Origin of the sequence: Pseudomonas sp. Pse1 (genome assembly GCF_024519635.1) — a bacterium.
In the GTDB taxonomy this organism is placed as follows: Bacteria; Pseudomonadota; Gammaproteobacteria; order Pseudomonadales; family Pseudomonadaceae; genus Aquipseudomonas.
In genome coordinates this window covers 511,368-530,485 of the sequence record NZ_JALJRO010000001.1, presented here as the reverse complement: position 1 = coordinate 530,485, position 19,118 = coordinate 511,368, and the positions used below count along the sequence as shown (strand labels likewise).

At 62.5% G+C, this 19,118-nt stretch carries 17 protein-coding genes; 11 read left to right on the top strand and 6 right to left on the bottom strand.

From position 1 onward, the window contains the following. Positions 1 to 164 precede the first annotated feature (164 nt). Both NR126_RS02295 and NR126_RS02290 read right to left on the bottom strand, forming a co-directional pair. Positions 165 to 1,529, bottom strand: a complete 1,365-nt coding sequence (locus NR126_RS02295) for a DUF1329 domain-containing protein (protein ID WP_256829602.1) — start codon at positions 1,527 to 1,529, stop codon at positions 165 to 167. Positions 1,530 to 1,544: 15 nt separating this feature from the next. Then, positions 1,545 to 3,404: a DUF1302 domain-containing protein gene (locus NR126_RS02290; RefSeq protein WP_256829601.1), complete on the bottom strand. Its 1,860-nt coding sequence runs from the start codon at positions 3,402 to 3,404 to the stop codon at positions 1,545 to 1,547. 295 nt (positions 3,405 to 3,699) lie between these two features. Between NR126_RS02290 and NR126_RS02285 the strand changes: the two genes are divergently transcribed. The 6 genes from NR126_RS02285 to NR126_RS02260 are packed head-to-tail and all read left to right on the top strand — an operon-like array spanning position 3,700 to position 9,173. Then, positions 3,700 to 4,887, top strand: a complete 1,188-nt coding sequence (locus NR126_RS02285; protein WP_256829600.1) for a lipid-transfer protein — start codon at positions 3,700 to 3,702, stop codon at positions 4,885 to 4,887. A gap of 57 nt (positions 4,888 to 4,944) precedes the next feature. Further along, positions 4,945 to 5,385, top strand: a complete 441-nt coding sequence (locus tag NR126_RS02280; protein ID WP_256829599.1) for a MaoC family dehydratase N-terminal domain-containing protein — start codon at positions 4,945 to 4,947, stop codon at positions 5,383 to 5,385. A 10-nt stretch (positions 5,386 to 5,395) separates the two neighbouring features. Beyond that, entirely contained in the window at positions 5,396 to 5,815 is a 420-nt protein-coding gene (locus NR126_RS02275; RefSeq protein ID WP_256829598.1) for a MaoC family dehydratase, read from the top strand. Positions 5,816 to 5,841: 26 nt separating this feature from the next. After that, positions 5,842 to 6,669 (top strand): SDR family NAD(P)-dependent oxidoreductase, encoded by an 828-nt coding sequence (locus NR126_RS02270; RefSeq protein ID WP_256829597.1) that lies wholly within the window; start codon positions 5,842 to 5,844, stop codon positions 6,667 to 6,669. A gap of 57 nt (positions 6,670 to 6,726) precedes the next feature. Further along, positions 6,727 to 8,130, top strand: coding sequence for a DUF1254 domain-containing protein (locus tag NR126_RS02265; protein ID WP_256829596.1), 1,404 nt, complete (start codon positions 6,727 to 6,729; stop codon positions 8,128 to 8,130). Between the two features lie 14 nt (positions 8,131 to 8,144). Next, positions 8,145 to 9,173: a DUF1214 domain-containing protein gene (locus NR126_RS02260; RefSeq protein ID WP_256829595.1), complete on the top strand. Its 1,029-nt coding sequence runs from the start codon at positions 8,145 to 8,147 to the stop codon at positions 9,171 to 9,173. A gap of 165 nt (positions 9,174 to 9,338) precedes the next feature. Here NR126_RS02260 and NR126_RS02255 read toward each other — a convergent pair whose 3' ends face one another. Further along, complete coding sequence (locus NR126_RS02255; RefSeq protein WP_256829594.1) at positions 9,339 to 10,379, bottom strand: LacI family DNA-binding transcriptional regulator; 1,041 nt, start codon at positions 10,377 to 10,379, stop codon at positions 9,339 to 9,341. Between the two features lie 206 nt (positions 10,380 to 10,585). On the opposite strand from NR126_RS02255, the gene NR126_RS02250 reads away from it, so the two are divergent. The 4 genes from NR126_RS02250 to NR126_RS02235 are packed head-to-tail and all read left to right on the top strand — an operon-like array spanning position 10,586 to position 16,188. Further along, positions 10,586 to 12,811, top strand: coding sequence for a TonB-dependent receptor (locus NR126_RS02250; RefSeq protein WP_256829593.1), 2,226 nt, complete (start codon positions 10,586 to 10,588; stop codon positions 12,809 to 12,811). Positions 12,812 to 12,813: 2 nt separating this feature from the next. Beyond that, entirely contained in the window at positions 12,814 to 14,145 is a 1,332-nt protein-coding gene (locus tag NR126_RS02245; RefSeq protein WP_256829592.1) for an LLM class flavin-dependent oxidoreductase, read from the top strand. A 19-nt stretch (positions 14,146 to 14,164) separates the two neighbouring features. Further along, positions 14,165 to 15,202 carry an L-glyceraldehyde 3-phosphate reductase gene (gene mgrA, locus NR126_RS02240; protein ID WP_027620790.1) on the top strand — a complete coding sequence of 346 codons (1,038 nt, stop codon included), beginning with the start codon at positions 14,165 to 14,167 and terminating at the stop codon, positions 15,200 to 15,202. Positions 15,203 to 15,249: 47 nt separating this feature from the next. Beyond that, positions 15,250 to 16,188, top strand: coding sequence for an aliphatic sulfonate ABC transporter substrate-binding protein (locus NR126_RS02235; RefSeq protein ID WP_033866473.1), 939 nt, complete (start codon positions 15,250 to 15,252; stop codon positions 16,186 to 16,188). Between the two features lie 16 nt (positions 16,189 to 16,204). Here NR126_RS02235 and ribBA read toward each other — a convergent pair whose 3' ends face one another. Then, the gene (gene ribBA / locus NR126_RS02230; protein ID WP_027620792.1) at positions 16,205 to 17,314 is read right to left on the bottom strand and encodes a bifunctional 3,4-dihydroxy-2-butanone-4-phosphate synthase/GTP cyclohydrolase II; all 1,110 of its coding nucleotides are present in this window, start codon (positions 17,312 to 17,314) and stop codon (positions 16,205 to 16,207) included. 69 nt (positions 17,315 to 17,383) lie between these two features. Between ribBA and NR126_RS02225 the strand changes: the two genes are divergently transcribed. Further along, positions 17,384 to 17,680: a DUF1330 domain-containing protein gene (locus NR126_RS02225; protein ID WP_027620793.1), complete on the top strand. Its 297-nt coding sequence runs from the start codon at positions 17,384 to 17,386 to the stop codon at positions 17,678 to 17,680. A 119-nt stretch (positions 17,681 to 17,799) separates the two neighbouring features. On the opposite strand, the gene NR126_RS02220 is transcribed toward NR126_RS02225, so the two are convergent. Both NR126_RS02220 and NR126_RS02215 read right to left on the bottom strand, forming a co-directional pair. Beyond that, positions 17,800 to 18,363: an NUDIX hydrolase gene (locus tag NR126_RS02220; protein ID WP_027620794.1), complete on the bottom strand. Its 564-nt coding sequence runs from the start codon at positions 18,361 to 18,363 to the stop codon at positions 17,800 to 17,802. Positions 18,364 to 18,365: 2 nt separating this feature from the next. Continuing rightward, positions 18,366 to 19,118, bottom strand: a complete 753-nt coding sequence (locus tag NR126_RS02215; RefSeq protein ID WP_027620795.1) for a GntR family transcriptional regulator — start codon at positions 19,116 to 19,118, stop codon at positions 18,366 to 18,368.

The following is a 19,118-nucleotide window of genomic DNA, read 5'->3' as shown; positions in this document are numbered from 1 at the left end:
GGTTGTCAACGATGACGCGTGCTGTCTGAATGCACGCGGCGGCCTCGGGTATTTTGTCGGAACGCCGCCCGGAGCCAGCCCGCTCCCACAGCTTGTTTTGTGCTTACAGGCTGGATGCAAAACGCCCCGCAAGGCGGGGCGTTTGTGTGTTGCCGGGGCGAGACTCAGCGAATGCCGGCGTTACGCAGGGCGCTCGGGATGAATTCGCTGATGGCGAATTTCTGTCCGTACTGGGTGCCTTGTTTCGACTCGTTGATCAGGCCCAGCACCACGTAGCGGCCGGCGACCAGGTCATACAGGGTTTGCGCCGCGTAGCTGGCCACGCCGTTCTGGTAGTCGTTGGCCAGGTGACCTTCGGCGACGCGCCACAGTTGCCCGCGGCTGTCGTAGTGATCGACCTCTACCAGCGCCCAGCTGTCTTCATCAAAGTACATGTGGCGCTTGGCGTAGAGGTGGCGCTCGGTTGGCTTGAGCGTGCCTTCGACTTCCCACACCCGGTGCAGCTCGTAGCGGGTCAGGTCCTGGTTGATGTGCCCCGGCTTGATCATGTCGGCGTACTTCACCGACGGCGACCACAGGCGATAGCTGTTGTACGGGATGTACATGTCCTTCTTGCCCACCAGCTTCCAGGTGTAGCGATCCGGCGAGCCGTTGTAGATATCGGTGTTGTCGGTGGTGCGCATGCCGTCGGCGGCGGTGCCCGGGCCGTCGTAGGCGATTTCCGGGGCGCGGCGGACGCGGCGCTGACCGGCGTTGTAGGTCCAGGCCTGGCGCGGTTCCTTGAGCTGGTCGATGGTCTCGTAGGCGAGGTTGACGGTGCCGGTCAAACGGGCCGGGGCGATGATTTCCTGCTTGAAGTAATAAAGGATGTTCTCGGTTTTCGCCGGGTCGTTGTCGGTGATGTTCTGCGGGGTGGCGAAGGTCTCGTTGAAGGCGACCATGGTGTACGCGCCGTTGACCTGCGGTACGGCCTGGGCCGAGGTGCGGTAGTAATTAGTGCCGCGGTAACGGGTCTCGTGGTTCCAGATCAGCTCGACGCCGGTCTTGGGGATCGGGAAGGCGTAGTAGCGCGCACTGAAGTTCGCCAGGCTGGAACCATCGTTGGTCAGTTGGGTGGTGGTCGCGCTTTTTTTCACCGCGTCATACACCGCCTGCGGTGCACTGAAGGTGCGGTGGCTCGGGTAGACCGGGATCCGGTAGCTGTTCGGGTAACGCTTGAACAGTGCCAATTGCCCTGGCGACAGCTTGTCCTTGTACTGCTCGGCATTGCTCGCAGTGATCACGAACAGCGGTTTCTCGGCGGCAAACGGATCGCCGAGGAAACCGTTCTGCACCGGCGCCGCGTCGGTTTTCAGGCCACCGGTCCAGGCCGGGATGCTGCCATCGGCGTTGCCGGCTTTTTGCGCGCCCATTGGCGTGAGTGTGGTGCCGAGCTGGTCGGCTTCCTGTTGCGAGACGGCGGCCATGACGCTGGAAGCGAGCAGGCTGAGGCTGAGCACCGCGGATTTGATCAGAATTGAAGTTTTCATGGGCAGATTCCTGGGTCAGAAGTTCACGCCGAAGCTGAGAGAGACGAAGTCCCGATCGGTCGCGGTGTTGAAACGCCCGCCAAAGAAGTCGGTGTAGGCCAGGCTGGCGGTGTAGGTGTTGCGGTAGTCGGCCCCGAGGCCGAGGCTGACGGCTTTGACGCCTTCTTCGAAGGTCGGTCCGAAGCCGTTGACGTCGTGGGAGAAGGCCATGTTGGGCGACAGATTCACCCCGGCGATGGCGTTCGGGTAGTCGAGTTGGCCACGCAGGCGATAGCCCCAGGAGCTGGTGGTATAGAAGCCGTTGTTGTTGCACTGCTGCTGCGGGTTACTCGCGCCCGGGGTGCCGACGCCGGTGCCGATGCAACTGGCATTCGCCGCGCCAGGCAGTTCGCCGCCGCCAAACACCGGGTTGCGACCAAAGCGCAGGTCGGTGCCGTCGGCCGGGCCAATGCCGCTGATGTGGTCGTAGCCGACTTCGCCGACCAGGGTCAGGCGGTCAGCACCGAGGACCTGGTTGAACAACTTGGTGGCGGTGACTTGGGCCTGGGTGAACGGCATGCGTTTGTAGCCGTTGATGATTGCGCCCGGGCTGACGCTTTCAGTGCCGCTGACGAAGATCGGCGAGACGCGGTTGCCGGAGGCCGCCGACGTCAGGTCAGGGGTGTTGATCTGCAAGGGCATGTTCGGCCGGTAGCTGATCTCACCGTTAAGCGACAGGCCGGAAATGTTGGTGGCAAAGCTCAGGCCGTACAGGCGGATATCTTCCGGGTAGTCGAGGAAGTAATTGGCGCCACGGATCGCCGCGAACTGCGCCTGGGCCGCGTTGACCGCAGGCGGCAAACCGGCAATCGGGGTGTAGCGGCCGATGGTCTGGGTTTCGCTGATGTACGGGCCGCGACTGTGATAGTTCATCGCGTAGGCGCCCAGCTCGGTGTCGTTGAAATCGGGCAGGAACCAGCGCAGCGCCAGGCCGAACTGGCCGCTGTCACGGGCATCCCGGCTGCTGCCACGCGGCAGGTAGACGTCGTCGCGGCCGGTGGCGACGGCAGCGGCACCACCGGTGTTCTGCGCCACGCCGGGCGCCAGGTCGCGACCGGCCACCACGTTGCGATCGTCACAGCCGGTGGCCGCCGAGTCGCTGCCGAAGAAGGTCCCGCAGTTGTCGACCACCGTCGGCTTCCACTCCAGTTGGTAGAAACCCTCGGCGGTCAGGTTGTCGGTCAGTCCTTGGGACAGGTACAGCATCGGCACCGGCACCAGTGCTTCTTTTACTTCCGAACCGGGGCTGCGCAAGGCACTGACATCCACCGGGTTGATGGTGTTGATGCCGTTGGGGATGAAAGTACTTTCGCCCCAGCTCACCACCTGTTTGCCCAGGCGCACGTTACCCGGCAGGTCGGCGACGGTGTAGTTGTGATAGACGAAGGCGTCGAGGATCTGCCCGCCGCTGGCGCTGGCGGCCTGGTCGCGGCCCTGGTCGCTGATGTCGTAGAAATGCTGGCTGCCGTCCTTCTGCTCGAAGTCGTACCAGTACTTGCCGCGCACGAACGCACCGCTGTCGCCGTATTTCAGTTCCAGGTCATGGAGGCCCTTGAACACCGTGGAAAAATTCTCACCCGCACGAAAGTTCTGCCGACCGTCATCGATGACCCGCGCCGAGCCCTTGCCGACCACCCCGGTGCCGCTGTTGTTGGAAATGAAATTCTTGTCGGGGTTGCGCGTCGACCAACTGCCGCCGATAGACAGGGTCGAGTCGAACTTGCCCTGGATTTCTCCCAGCTCGAAATCAACCGCGCCGGCTTGCGTGGCCACGCCCAGGGCGACGGCGGCGGCGAGCAGGTGGGGTTGGAATACTCCGGTTTTTCTTATTGTCATTCGGTGCTCCAAAGGGTGTTAGCGGGATGTTCGGGTTGGCAACGCGCCCGGCCGATGCCAGATCGGCGGGTACACCTTCTCTCCGCCCGGGTCATTGCTCCCCCCTCGCGTGAGGGGGGGCAGATGGGGGGGGAAGGAGCCGGCAGCACTGGCCTGCGGGTGGCGGGGTGAGGGGGTGGGAAATTCCCCTCGAAAAGAGGGGGGGTCAACCTGCGCGATTGCCCGACTATCGATGCCAAGGCTGTACCGGGGCGCCATGCCCCCGATCTCGTCACATCACCTTGGAGAACAAAAGATGTCGCAGAAAGTCTACGTAGCCGGTGTCGGCATGATCCCGTTTGCCAAACCAGGGCAGAGCGGTAGCTACATCGAGATGGGCGCCCAGGCGATTCGCCTGGCCCTGCAGGATGCCGGCCTGGACTACCGCAAGGTGCAGCAGGCCTACGCCGGCTATGTCTACGGCGACTCCACCAGCGGCCAGTCGGCGCTCTATGAAGTCGGCCTGACCGGGATCCCGGTGATCAACGTCAACAACAACTGCGGCAGCGGCTCCACCGCTCTTTACCTGGCACGCCAGGCCGTCGAGAGCGGCGCGGTGGACTGCGCCCTGGCCTTCGGTTTCGAGCAGATGCAGCCGGGCGCCTTGAAATCTCATTGGCTCGACCGTCCAATCACTTACGGCAAGGGCCAGGACGTGTCCAACGCGATTTTCCCGGAAGGCCGCGACATGCCGGATGCGCTGAAATTGTTCGGTGGTGCCGGTCTGGAACACATGCAAAAGTACGGCACCAAGATGGAAACTTTCGCCGCGATTCGCGCCAAGGCCAGCCGTCATGCAGCCAACAACCCGCTGTCGGTGTTCAAGAAGGTGATCACCACCGAAGAAGTTATGGCCGACCAGGTGATCTTTCCCGGCGTCATGACCCGTCTGATGGCTTGCCCGCCGACCTGCGGCGGCGCCGCGACCATCGTGGTTTCCGAGCGCTTCGCCAAGCAGCACGGCCTGCGTACCGATGTGTGCATTCTCGCCCAGGCGCTGGTCACCGATCAGCCGGATGCCTTCGATCCACCGTCGCTGATCAGCATCGTTGGCGTCGGCATGACCCGTCAGGCGGCCACCGAGGTCTACGAGAAAGCCGGGGTCGGCCCGGAAGACATCCGCGTCTGCGAACTGCACGACTGTTTCGCCCATAACGAACTGCTGACCTACGAAGGCCTGGGCTTCTGCCCGGAAGGCGGCGCCGAGAAGTTCGTGCTCGATGGCGACAACACCTACGGCGGCCAGGTGGTGGTCAATCCGTCGGGCGGCCTGTTGTCCAAGGGCCACCCGCTGGGTGCCACCGGTCTCGCGCAGTGCTACGAGCTGACCCATCAGCTGCGTGGCACGGCCGACAAGCGCCAGGTCGAAGGTCTGCAGCATGCCTTGCAGCACAACCTGGGTCTGGGCGGCGCCGGCATCGTGACTCTGTTCGGGCGCGGCTGATGCGTGGGCGCGTCCACTGCCGGCGCGCCTTTTCCAAGACTGAGAGGATTGCCTGAGATGCCTGACAAAAGTCTGATCGGCCGCTCGCTGGGGGTGACCCAGTGTGAAGTAGAGAAGGGCCGCCTGCGCTTCTTCGCCAAGGCCATCGGTGAAACCGACCCGATCTACACCGATGAAACTGCTGCCCGTGAGGCCGGCCATCACTCCTTGCCAGTGCCGCCGAGTTTTCTCACCTGCCTGGAAGCCGAGGGCCGCGACAGCGATCACATCGTCCAGCAGGTGTTTGGTTTCGACCTCGGACGCATCCTGCATGCCGAGCAGGGTTTCGAGTACCACGCCCTGGCCTATGCCGGCGATGTGCTGACCTTCGATACCCGGGTGGTCGACGTCTATGAAAAGAAGGGCGGGGCCTTGACCTTCGTGGTCCAGCAGACCCGCGTCACCAATCAGCTGGGGCAGCACATCGCGGATATCCGCTGCTCGCTGGTGCAGCGTTGAGGAAGGCCTGATGAACCTATTCGAGTCCCGTGACCTACAGGTCGGCCATGAATTGCCGCCACTGCTGTTGCCTGCGGTCAATCGCACCACCCTGGCGCTGTACGCTGGTGCCTCGGGCGATCACAACCAGGTGCACATCGACCTGGATTTCGCGCGCAAGACCCGCCAGCCCGATGTATTTGCCCACGGCATGTTGTCGCTGGCCTACCTCGGGCGCCTGCTCACCGGCTGGGTGCCGCAGCAACAGATTCGCAGCCTGGCGGTGCGTTTTACCGGAATCACCCAGTTGGGCCACATTCCCACCTGCCACGGCAGGGTGATCGAGCTGTTCGAGGTCGATGGCGAGCGCCGTGCGCGCCTGGCGATCCGCTGCATCAATCAATACGGCGACGAGAAACTGGTCGGTGAGGCCAGCGTCGCGCTGATCTGAACTCAATAAAAACAAGGAATAACCCGATGAAAAAACTCGAAGGCAAAGTTGCCCTGGTCACTGGTTCCGGGCGTGGCATTGGCCGCAGCGTGGCGTTGAAGCTGGCGTCTGACGGTGCGCGTGTGGTGGTCAACGACCTGGATGCCGGGCCGGCCGAAGAAGTGGTGGCCGAGATTCGTGCCCTCGGTGGCGACGCCGTGGCCTGCGTCGGTAGCGTCACTGCGGTGGATTTCGCCGAGCGGTTCGTCAAGACCGCGGTCGACAACTACGGCGGCATCGACATCATCGTCAACAACGCCGGCTACACCTGGGACAACGTGATCCAGAAGATGAGCGACGAGCAGTGGTACGCGATCATCGATTGCCACATCACCGCGCCGTTCCGCATCCTGCGCGCCGCGCAGCCGATCATCAGCGCCATGGCCAAGCAGGAGGCTGCGGAAGGCCGGGTGGTCAATCGCAAAGTGGTGAACATTGCGTCGACCTCGGCGGGCGGCAACCCGGGGCAAGTCAACTATTCCACGGCCAAGGCCGGGGTATTGGGCATGACCAAGTGTCTGGCCAAGGAGTGGGGGCGGATGAAGGTCAACGTCAACGCGGTGGCCTTCGGTCATATCGAAACCCGCCAGACCCAGCCGGTGGAAGGCGATCCACGCTTCATCAACATTGAGGGCCGGGAGATCAAGGTCGGCATCAGCCCGGCAATTGTCGAGCAGTCGAAGAACATGATCCCGCTGGGGCGCCCGGGCAACACCGAGGAAGCGGCGGGCGCGGTGTACCTGTTCTGCATCCCGGAATCTGACTACGTCAGCGGCCAGGTGCTGGTCTGCGGTGGCGGTATGGGTAACGTCTGAGTTTATGCCGGGGCTTGCCGCCCCGGCTTCTTCCTTTATCACGACAAGGAATCAGCGGTGAAAGACACTTTCAAACGAATCGTCCTGATCATGCTTGTGGCGTTCACAAGCCAGGCGCAACTGTCGCTGGCCGAAGCGCTGACGCCGGAGCAGGCGCGGGTGATTGCCAAGGACGCCTACATCTACGGTTTCCCGCTGGTGGATCACTACCGCGTTCAGTACACCTATTTCCAGGATCGCCAGCACCCGGAATACAAGGCACCCTGGAATACCCTGCACAACAGCGCCCGCATCTACACCCCGGACGACAAGGCCTTTCCGTCGCCCAACACCGACACCCCGTATTCGCAACTGGGCGCCGACCTGCGTGCAGAACCGCTGGTGCTGACCATGCCGGCGGTGGAGGAGGGGCGCTATTATTCGGCGCAGTTCGTCGATGCCTACACCTATAATTTCGGCTACGTCGGCAGCCGTGCCACCGGCAATGGTCCCGGCACCTACCTGCTGGTTGGGCCCGACTGGCAGGGTACGGTGCCGCCGGGTATCGACAAGGTCTTGCGCTCAGAAACCCAGTTCGCCTTTGTGTTCTATCGCACCCAACTGCAGGGCCCGGATGACCTGGATAACGTCAAGCGCGTCCAGACGGGCTACAAGGTCCAGCCGCTGTCCGCCTGGCTCGGGCAAGCGGCACCACCAGCAGCCGCGCCGATCAACTTCCTGACCCCACTGAGTGCGGAAGCCGAGCGCAGTAGCCTGGATTTCTTCAAACAGTTGAATTTTGTTCTTGGCTTCTGCCCGGTACATCCGTCGGAAGTCGAGCTGATGAAAGCGTTTGCCAAGCTCGGCATTGTTCCCGGCCAGACCTTCGATGAGCAGCAATTGCCCGAGGACATTCGCCAGGCGATCAAGGCCGGCATGGCCGACGCCTGGAAGGATTTCGACGCCCTCGGCCAGCAGGTCGCCCGGGGTGAAATCTCGACTTCACGATTTCTCGGCAGCCGCGAGTACCTCGGCAAGAACTACCTCTATCGCATGCGTGCGACGGTCACCGGGCTCTATGGCAATGACCGCGAAGAAACCCTCTATCCGCCGTTCTACCTGGACGCCGACGGCCAGCGCCTCGACGCCTCGCAACATCGCTACCGCCTGCGTTTCGCCCCCGGGCAGTTGCCGCCGGTGAATGCCTTCTGGTCGTTGACCCTGTACAACGCCCAGCGTTTCCTGGTGGCCAACCCGCTGAATCGCTACCTGATCAACTCGCCGATGCTGAGCAATCTCAAGCGCGACGACGATGGCGGCATCACCCTGTACATTCAGCACCAGCAACCGGACCAGGCGCAGCAAGCCAACTGGCTGCCGGCACCGGATGGGCCGTTCTACATTGCCGGCCGTCTGTATTGGCCAAAACCCGAAGCCCTCGACGGCCGCTGGCAAGCCCCTAAAGTCCAACGCATCGATTGAACAGGAGTCTAATCATGAAGAGTTTCAAGGCGCCGTTATTGGCTCTGGTGTTGCTTGCCCCGGCGTGTTTTGCAGTCGATAGCCCGGCGCCCGCCACTCAGGTCACGGCGGACACTTTCGTTCGCGCCGAGTCCGACCGCTTCTTCAGCCTGGTGGTGGCCCGCGGCGGCTTCGGCAAGTTCGTGCACAACCGTGAACTGGTGCCGGTGGACAGCCAGGTGGTGATCCGGCCCAACCGCGACACCCTGTATTCCTCGGCGGTGTTCGACCTCGATGCCGGGCCGGTGACGGTGACGCTGCCGGATTCGGGCCAACGTTATTTTTCGTTGATCGCTATCAACCAGGACCAGTACACCCAACCGCTGATGTACAAGGCAGGGGAGTATCGCTTCAGCCGCGAGGAGATCGGCAGCCGTTATGTGCTGCTGGGGGTGCGTACCCTGGTGGACCCGGCGTCGGCTGACGACATGCAGCAGGGGCGTGACCTGCAGGCGCAGATCAAGGTGCAGCAGCCAGGCGGTGTCGGCCAATTCAGCGTGCCGGCATGGGACAAGACCAGCCTGAATGCGCTGCGTACATCACTGCTGTCGCTGGCAGCGACCATCCCGGATTCCAAGGCCATGTACGGCAAGCAAGGGGAGGTCGACCCGGTGCGGCATTTCATCGGCAGCGCGTCGGCCTGGGGCGGTAACCCTGCGCAGGACGCCTATTACCTGACGGTGACGCCGAGCCAGAATGATGGTTCGGCGAGCTATCGGCTGACGGTCAAGGACGTGCCGGTCGACGCCTTCTGGTCGATCAGCGTGTACAACGCCGCCGGCTATTTCCAGGCCAATCCGCAGAACGCCTATACCCTCAATAACCTGGGCGCCAAACGCGAAGCCGACGGCAGCATCGTGGTGCAGTTCGGCGGCTGCGATAGCGGCGCGAGCAATTGCCTGCCGGTGACGGCGGGCTGGAATTATATGGTGCGGTTGTACAAACCGCAGGCGAGGGTGCTGGACGGCAGCTGGCAATTTCCCCTGGCCGTGCCGGCGGGGTGAAGTTTTCGCTATCCCGAGAACACCGCAAAACCACTGTAGGAGCGAGCCTGCTCGCGATGAGGCCGGTACAGTCAACATTGATATTGGATGTGCCTGTCTCGTCGCTAGCAAGTTAGCTCCCACAGGTTTTGCATGCGCCCCAGGACCCTGTGGGAGTTGGCTTCCTCACGCACTTTCCCGCTCTATCACCTCGCACTGCAGCAGATTCAATCGCTGCAACTCGTCTTCAACCGGCAACACCCCCAGGCTCTGCAGAACCCGTGTCGCCGCCAGCACACCGATCTCCAGGGCAGGCGGGCGGATGCTGCTCAGGCTCGGCAGGAGCATTTCGGCGAAGGGGTAGTCGCCGAAGCCGAGCACTGCGCAGTCTTCGGGGATCTTCAGTCCGGCGCGTTGTCCAGCCAGCAAGCCACCGGCGGCGAGGTTGTCATTGGCAAAGATGATGGCGTCGGGTGGTGCCGCACTGTTCATCAACGCCTCCATGGCCTGTTTGCCCGCGTCGAACGGCGGCCGTCCGGCATCCGGTGCGAACACCCAGGGCTGCAGACCCAGCTCTGCAAGGCAGGCGGCATAGCCGTCGCGCCGCTCCAGCGCGCTGAAGTCGCCGGCGGCGCTGTTCTGCACAAAGGCGATGCGCCGAAAACCCTTGCCATGCAAATAACGCGCGGCGCTGACACCGACTTCATAGTGGGAGAAACCGATCTGCAGCGGCTCGCGCTCGGGTTGGTAGTCCCAGGTTTCGATCACCGGAATGTCGGCCTCGCTGATCATCTTCTCGGTGCCGGCGCTGTGGAAGTGGCTGGTCAGCACCAGGGCCGCCGGCGACCAGCCGAGAAAGGCCCGTACCGCGCTCTCTTCCTGCTCGGCGCTGAAATAACTCGAGGCCAGCAGCAACTGGTAGCCGTGCTGGCTGAGGGTGTCGCTGAAACCCTGGATGGTGTTGGCGAAAATCGGTCCGGAGATGTTCGGAATCACCATGCCGACGATCTTGCCCCGCGCCGAGGCCAAGCCGCCGGCCACCAGGTTGGGCACATAACCCAATTGCGCCACGACCGCGGCGATCCGCTCCCGGCGCTCAGGGGATACCTGCTCCGGCTGATTGAAGTAGCGCGAAACAGTGATCGCCGAGACACCGGCCTGGCGGGCCACGGTATCGAGCGTGACGCGTCCGGCGCCACGGCGCTTGCGGGGTTTGTCCTGATCCAAGGCGTGCATCCTCGATAAAACTAAAAGGCATATAAAGCTAATTTATAAGTATTTGACGATCTATGAGCGGGTTGTCGATACTTGTGATGGTAGCGCTAACAAAGCGCGTTGTCTGCTACTCGCTCGAGCGAATGTCCAAGACATATTCAAGGCGCTGTCGTCGTCGAACGACAGCGGATCAGGGCACATTTTCGAGTGGTCAGACCATGCACAAATTTCCTCGCCAACCCAAGCGCCTGGCGCAATCGATTCGCGCCGCCAGTTGGTTGTTTGCCGGCCTGGCAGCCTTGCCTGCACCCGCTGCATTCGCGGCAGGCACTGGCGAGCAGGAGGCCACGCTGCAAGCTGTGACGGTCACGGCCACCCGCCGCGAAGAGTCGCTGCAGAAAGTCCCGGTAGCGGTCTCGGTGATCGATGGCGAGCAACTGGAACGCGACAGCCGCAACAGTGTGGCGACGATCGTCCAGCAAGTGCCGTCGTTGAATTTCCGCACCGGTGCCTCAAACAAGGACACCTCATTGTTTGTCCGTGGCGTGGGCACCATTTCCACGTCGCCAGGGGTCGAGCCGACCGTGGCGACGGTGATCGATGGCGTGGTTTATGCCCGTCCCGGGCAGGCCACCCTCGACCTGATGGACCTGCAGCGGGTCGAAGTTCTGCGGGGTCCGCAGGGCACGTTGTTCGGCAAGAACGCCTCGGCCGGGGTGTTGAACATCACCAGCAAGGCGCCGACCGCCGAAACTCACGGTTACGTCGATCAGTCGTATTTCAGTGGCAACGAAAGCCGCACCCGCTTCGGCCTCGGCGGCAGCCTGATTCCAGAGATCCTGAAAGGCTCGATCACCACGCTGTTCGGCAGCTACGACGGCAACGTCGATAACCTGTACAACGGCCAGGAAGTTAACGGCTATAACCGCAAGGGCGCACGGGGCAAACTCGAATTCACACCTAACGATGAGCTGACGTTCACCTTCATCGCCGACTACATGCAGTCCCACGACGATGCGCCCAACGGGGTGGTCAGCCAGGCGCTGACTCCGGCCTTTGCCAGTGCCTTGAACCCGGTGCGGGCCAGCAGTGATAACCGCAAGATCAACACCAATACCCGCACCCACGTCGAGGACGTCAACAAGGGCCTGTCCGGCCAACTCGACTGGCAACTCGGCGACTACACCCTGACCTCGATCACCGCCTGGCGTGGCTGGGACAACACCCAGTACCAGGATGGCGACCGCCTGGGCACCATCACTGCCGCGTTCCCCGGCACCGCGGACAAAGGCGACCTGGCGTTCGATCAATACTCCCAGGAGCTGCGCCTGGCCTCGCCGAAAGGTGAGTTTCTCGAGTACGTTGGCGGCCTGTTCTATATGCACGGCAAGGACGACGAGACCTACCAGCGCACCCTGACCACACCCACCAGCAGCAACCGTGGGATTGCCGATTACAGCACCAGCAACGACAGTTATGCGGTATTTGGCGAAAGCACCCTGAACTTCAGGTCGGACTTTCGCGGGATCGCCGGCCTGCGCTTTACCCATGATGACCTGGAATACGATCACCGCCGGGTCTCGACTTCAGCCACCACCGTCAGCGGCATCCAGCCGGCCACCAGCAGTTCCGGTTCGGTGGACGAGGACGGGTGGTCCGGGCGCCTGGGCCTGCAGTACGACCTGAGCGATTCGGTCACCAGCTACCTGACCTACTCACGTGGCTACAAGGGACCGGCCTACAACGTGTTTTTCAACATGCAGCCGCGCGACACCGAAGCGCTCAAGCCGGAAACTTCCAATACCTGGGAGGCGGGGATCAAGGCCACGACCTGGAACAATCGCCTGACCACCAACCTGGCGGTGTTCCACAGTGAATACGACAACTACCAGGCGAACTTCTTCGATACCGTTGCCGGGCAAGTGGTCACGCGTCTGATCAACGCCGGCAGTGTCAGCACCGAAGGGGTAGAACTCGATTACGCCCTGCAGGCAACCCGCCAATTGAAGCTCTCCGGGGCGCTGGCCTACACCCATGCGCGCATCGATCAGTTCGCCTGCCCGGCGGGTGCGGCGGCCTCTTGCAATGTCGATGGCAAGCCACTGCCTTACACCCCGGACTGGAAGAGCTATGTACGGGCCGACTACAACATCCCGCTGGACAATGGCCTGGATATCGAACTGGGCACCGACTACAGCTGGCAGAGCGAAGTGCAGTACGACATCAGCCAGAACCCCGACACCAAACAGGGCGCCTACGGCCTATGGAATGCCAGTGTTGCCCTGGCCGATTACACCGACGGCTGGCGCGTCGCGCTGCTGGCGAAGAACCTCACCGACAAGTCGTACTCGCCGTTGCTCGCCAGCGGTGGCAGCTACATTTACCGCGCCGTACCCCGTGACGACGAGCGCTACTTCGGCGTGCAATTGCGCAAGGATTTCTAAGCATGAGTCGACAACTGAAACTGGGCGCCTTCCTCATGGCCACCGGGCACCACGTCGCGGCCTGGCGCCATCGCGATGTTCCGGCCAATGCCGGGCTGGATTTCGCCCATTACAAACGCCTGGCGCAACTGGCCGAGGCAGCAAAATTCGATGCCCTGTTCGTCGCCGACAGTGTGGCGGCGCCGACCCAGGACATCGCCAGTCGCATGGCCCGCTCCGATCACTTCGAACCGCTGACGCTGCTGTCGGCATTGAGCGCGGTGACCGAGCGCATCGGCCTGATTGCCACGGCCACCACCAGCTACAACGAGCCGTACCACGTGGCGCGCAAGTTTGCTTCGCTGGATCACTTGTCCGGTGGGCGGGCAGGGTGGAACCTGGTGACTTCGGACAATGCCGCCGAAGCGCTGAATTTTGGCCGCGATGAACACATAGGGCACGCTGAGCGCTACAGCCGTGCCCGGGAATTCCAGCACGTGGTGACAGGGTTGTGGGACAGTTGGGAAGACGATGCGTTTGTCCGCGACAAGGCCAGCGGCAGCTATTACCACCCGGACAAGTTGCACGTACTCAATCACGTCGGTGAGCACTTTCGCGTCAAGGGGCCGCTGAACGTGGCGCGCTCGCCACAAGGGCGACCGGTGATTGTCCAGGCCGGTTCCTCGCAAATCGGCCGCGAACTGGCGGCGCAAACCGCTGAGGTGGTCTTTACCGCGCAGACCTCACTTGCCAACGCACAGGCGTTTTATGCCGATCTCAAGGGACGCTTGAGCACATACGGGCGCAGCGCCGATGCGCTGAAGATCATGCCCGGGGTGTTTGTCGTGGTCGGGGCCAGCGAAGCGCAGGCGCAGGAGAAGTTCCAGAGCTTCCAGCAATTGGTCGAACCGGAAGTCGGCGTCGCGCTATTGGGACGCATGCTCGGCAACTTCGACCTGTCGGGCTATCCGTTGGACGGGCCGCTGCCCGACTTGCCGCTGACGGACAGTGGTCAGCAAAGTCGGCAGAAACTGCTCACCGAGCTGGCCGGTCGCGATAACCTCAGCCTCGCCGAACTGGGGCGCAGGATTGCCGGCGGTCGCGGGCATTACAGTCTGGTGGGCACTGCCGAGCAGATTGCCGATCGATTGCAGGAGTGGTTCGAACAGGGCGCGGCGGACGGCTTCAACGTGCTGGTGCCGCACCTGCCTGGCGGCCTCGAGGATTTCGCCAGCCAGGTGGTGCCTGAACTGCAGCGCCGCGGATTGTTCAGAACACAATACGAAGGCCGGACCCTGCGCGAGAACCTCGGCCTGGTTCGCCCCGCCAACCGATTTACCCAACCGTCGAACTGACGCGAGCAGAGGATTCAACATGACCTACACCGCCGCCGCAAACCGCTACCAATCTATCCCTTACCGTCGCGTCGGCCGCAGCGGCCTGGTGCTGCCAGCGCTGTCCCTGGGCCTGTGGCACAACTTTGGCGATAGCACGCCAATCGACACCCAGCGCGCGTTGTTGCGTACCGCGTTCGACCTTGGCATCAACCATTTCGACCTGGCCAACAACTACGGTCCGCCCTACGGCAGCGCCGAGATCAATTTCGGCCGATTGCTGCGTGAAGATTTCAAGCAGTACCGTGATGAGCTGATTATCTCCAGCAAGGCCGGCTGGGACATGTGGCCCGGCCCCTACGGCCAGGGCGGTGGCTCGCGCAAATACGTGCTGGCCAGCCTCGACCAGAGCCTGCAACGGTTGGGTCTGGATTACGTCGATATTTTCTACTCGCACCGTTTTGATCCAGACACCCCGCTGGAAGAAACCGCCAGCGCCCTGGCGACGGCGGTGCAGCAGGGCAAGGCGCTGTACATCGGCATTTCGTCCTATTCGGGGGTGAAGACCCGGGAGATCGCTGCGCTGCTCAAGGAATGGAAGGTGCCGCTGCTGATCCATCAACCGGCGTACAACCTGCTCAATCGCTGGGTGGAAAAAGACTTGCTGGACACCACCGAGGAGCTCGGCAGCGGGGTGATTGCCTTCACCCCGCTGGCCCAGGGGCTGCTCACTGATAAATACCTCAACGGCGTGCCGGCAGATGCGCGGGTCAATCGTCCGGGGGGCGGTTCGTTGCAGTCGTCGCACTTGAGCGAGGCCAATCTGGCCCATGTGCGGGCACTGAATCAGATCGCCCAGCGTCGCGGCCAGAGCCTGGCACAACTGGCGCTGGCCTGGACACTGCGCGATCCACGGGTGACCTCGGCATTGATCGGCGCAAGCCGGCCGGAGCAGATCATCGAGAACGTCGGCGCCTTGGCCAATCTGACTTTCAGCGACGAGGAACTGGCCGAGATTGATCGGTTTGCTCTGGAGGGCGGGATCAATCTTTGGGAAAAGCCGTCGACGGCTGAATGATTTTTTTATCCAGGACCCGCGAGCGGTCGTTGAACAGTGAGACAGCAATGAGATTGCGCAAAGCGTTGTATACCGGCCTGGCCCTGTTCAGCCTGAGTGGTGTGGTGCTGGCGGCTGATCCCGCCAGTTTGCGAATCGGCTATCAGAAAGGCTCCATTGCCTTGATCCTGGCCAAGGAACACGGGCTGCTGGAGAAGCGTTTTCCCCAGACGACCGTGCAGTGGATCGAGTTTCCCGCGGGGCCACAGATGCTCGAAGCGATCAACGTCAATGCCCTGGACGTCGGCTCGACCGGAGACATTCCTCCCTTGTTCGCGCAAGCGGCGGGTGCCGATCTCGTTTACATCGGCGCCGAGCCGCCGAAACCCGAAGCGGAAACCATCCTGGTTCGTGCCGATAGCCCGCTCAAGGACATTGCCGACCTGAAAGGCAAGAAAGTCGCCTTCCAACGCGGCTCCAGTTCCCACAACCTGATCCTGCGGGCACTGAACAAGGCCGGCTTGAATTATCAGGATATCCAGCCGGTCAACCTGCCACCGGCGAATGCGCGGGCCGCCTTCGAGCAGGGCAGCGTCGATGCCTGGGCAATCTGGGAGCCCTATGCCTCGCTGGCCATGAGCCAGGGCAACGTGCGGGTGTTGGCCAACGGCGCGGGGCTCCAGCTGTCCGGCCCGGTGTACACCGCACGTCGTGACTACGCGCAATCCAACCGGGCATTCATAGACGCCCTGCTGGAACAACTGACCGCCGCCGAAGCCCTGACTCGCAGCGAGCGGCAAGCCAGCCTCGACGTGGTGAAGAAATACATGGGCCTGCCCGATGAGGTGATCGTCCGCTATTTCGACAACCGCCCAGCGTCACCGATCCTGCCCATCGACGACAGCATCGTCCAGGCGCAGCAAACCACGGCAGACCTGTTCTATCAGAACAAGCTGCTGCCCAAGCCGATCGATGTCAGCAAGGCGGTGTGGCACAAGACGGATTGATTGGGGGCATCTGCGCTCAGCCAGTAAACGCAATACTCTCCACCACCTCCAGGTCATACCCGGTCAACCCCGCATACTTCAGCGGCGGCCCCAGGTGGCGCAGCTTGCCCACGCCGAGGTTCTGCAGAATTTGCGCGCCGGTGCCGACTTCCGAGTAGATCCGCGACTGCGAGCGGCTGAACTGGCGGGGCGCCTGGGTCAGTTGCGGCACGCGCTCGAGCAGGGCCTGGGATGATTCGTGGTTGGCCAGCACCACCACCACGCCGCGACCTTCTTCGGCCACCCGTTGCAACGCGGCCCACAGCGTCCAGTTCGACGGGCCGCTGTATTCGGCGCCGACCAGGTCACGTAGCGGGTCGATCACATGCACCCGCACCAGGGTCGGCTCATCGTGGCGCAGCTCACCCATGACCATTGCCATGTGGACACCGCCTTCGATGCGATCCTCATAGGTGATCAGACGAAAGGTGCCATGCACGGTAGGCAGCTCTCGTTCGCCGATGCGTTCGACCGTGTGTTCGTTGCTCAGACGGTAGTGGATCAGGTCGGCAATGGTGCCGATCTTGATCCCGTGTTTTTGCGCGAAGATTTCCAGGTCGGGGCGGCGGGCCATGGTGCCGTCGTCGTTCATCACCTCGACAATCACCGAGGCCGGGGTGAAGCCGGCCAGGCGCGCCAGGTCGCAGCCGGCTTCGGTGTGGCCGGCGCGGGTCAGCACGCCACCTTCGCGGGCGCGCAGCGGGAAGATGTGGCCGGGCTGGACGATATCGGCGGCTGTCGCACCGGGGGTAACGGCGGCGGCCACGGTGCGTGCGCGGTCGGCGGCGGAGATGCCGGTGGTGACCCCGGTGGCCGCTTCAATCGACACGGTGAAGGCGGTGCTGAACACGCTGCCATTGCTCGGCACCATCTGCTCCAGGCCGAGGCGCTGGCAGTGTTCGTCGGTCAGGGTCAGGCAGATCAGGCCCCGCGCCTCACGGGCCATGAAACTGATGGCAGCGGCGTCGCAGCAATCGGCGGCGAGCAGCAGGTCGCCTTCGTTTTCGCGGTCCTCGTCATCGACCAACAGGACCATTTTGCCGAGGCGGTAATCTTCGATGATTTCTTCGATGCTGTTGAAGGCCATGCTGGACTCCTGGTGTTTGTAGGAAATATAGTGTGGTATACCATAATACAAAATAACGAGGAGGTCACGATGAAGGCGTACTGGATTGCCCATGTGGATGTCAGCGACAGCGATCAATACAGCCAATACACCCAACGCGCGCCCAAGGCTTTTGCCGTCTATGGCGGACGCATGCTGGCCCGCGGCGGACGCAGTGAGGCCCTGGAAGGCCGGCCGACGCCGCAGCGCAGTGTGGTGATTGAATTTGACTCGTATGAACAGGCGCTGGCCTGTTATCACTCGGATTTGTATCAGGAGGCGAAGGGCCACCGGGAGGGTGTGGCGCGGGCGGAGGTGATTATTGTGGAGGGGGTTGCGCCGATTTGATAAGCACCATGCTGCGGCCCTCTGTAGGAGCGAGCCTGCTCGCGATGCGGTGTGACAGTCGACATTGATGGTGAATGTCAGTCAGCTATCGCGAGCAGGCTCGCTCCTACAGGAGACCGTCAGCGGATGAAGTGGATCTTCCCACTATCGTCATTGCCGATATAGATGCCGTAGACCCCTGCCTGGCGTTCGTCGATGTAACGTTCGAGGATCTGGCGGATGGCCGGGTAGTAGATGTCGTCCCAGGGAATATCCTCGGGGGCGAAGAATTGGTAGGCGAGGGTTTCCGGGCCGAACTGGCCGGTGATCTCCAGGGCGATGGCGCGGAAGATGATGTACACCTCGCTGATCTGCGGCACGCTGAAGATCGAGTAGGGCGAGAGGATTTCCCCGCGCACGCCGCTTTCTTCCCAGACCTCGCGCAACGCCGCCTGCTCGGTGGTTTCCCCGGCCTCCATGAAGCCCGCCGGCAGCGTCCAGGTGCCCGGACGTGGCGGTATGGCGCGTTGGCACAACAGGTATTTACCGTCCTGCTCGATGATGCAGCCGGCGATGATCTTCGGGTTGATGTAGTGGACGTAGCCGCAACCGCGGCACATCAGGCGCTCGTGCGTATCGCCCGGCGGTAACTGCGACTTGAGGTCAGGGCTACCGCATTTTGGGCAAAAGCTCGGGCTGAACATGATCAACGACCTATGCGAGGTTCTTTCAGGGCGATGGGTTGGGTGATCGCGGGGATCGCGCCGGTTTCTTCCTGCTTGCGCTTGAGGTATTCGAGGGCGACGTTGGCGGCGGCGCGAACGTGGTCGACACAGGCCTGGTGGGCGGCCAGGGCATCACCGCTCTTGATCGCCTCGACCATGCGTTCCATTTCCTGGTTGCTGGCGCCACGGCGGTTTTCCTGGGACACCGAGGTCGCCCGCAGGTAGCTGATGCGCGCCTGCAACTGACGCAACTGGGTGGCGGCGACGTGGTTGCCGGAGCCTTCCAGCAGCACGTCGTAGAAGCCCTGCACCGAGTCGATGACCTGCTGCAGTTCACCTTCCTTGAGCGCCTGGCGGTTTTCTTCCAGGGCTTTTTCCAGGGCCTTGATGTCCCGGGCCTTGGCACGCAGGGTGAATAGCTGGACGATCAGGCCTTCGAGCACGCAACGCAGCTCATAGATGTCGACGGCATCGGCCAGGGTGATGATCGCCACCCGTGGACCCTTGGCGTCGGCGAACTCTACCAGGCCTTCGGATTCCAGGTGACGCAAGGCTTCACGCACCGAAGTGCGGCTCACGCCCAGGCGATCGCACAGATCGCGCTCGACCAGGCGATCGCCTGGCAGAAGCTGGAAGTTCATGATGGCGCTTCGCAGTTTATCCAGCACGATTTCGCGCAGGGTAACGGGGTTGCGATTGACCTTGAAGCTGTCGTCGAGTGGCAGGCGTTTCAT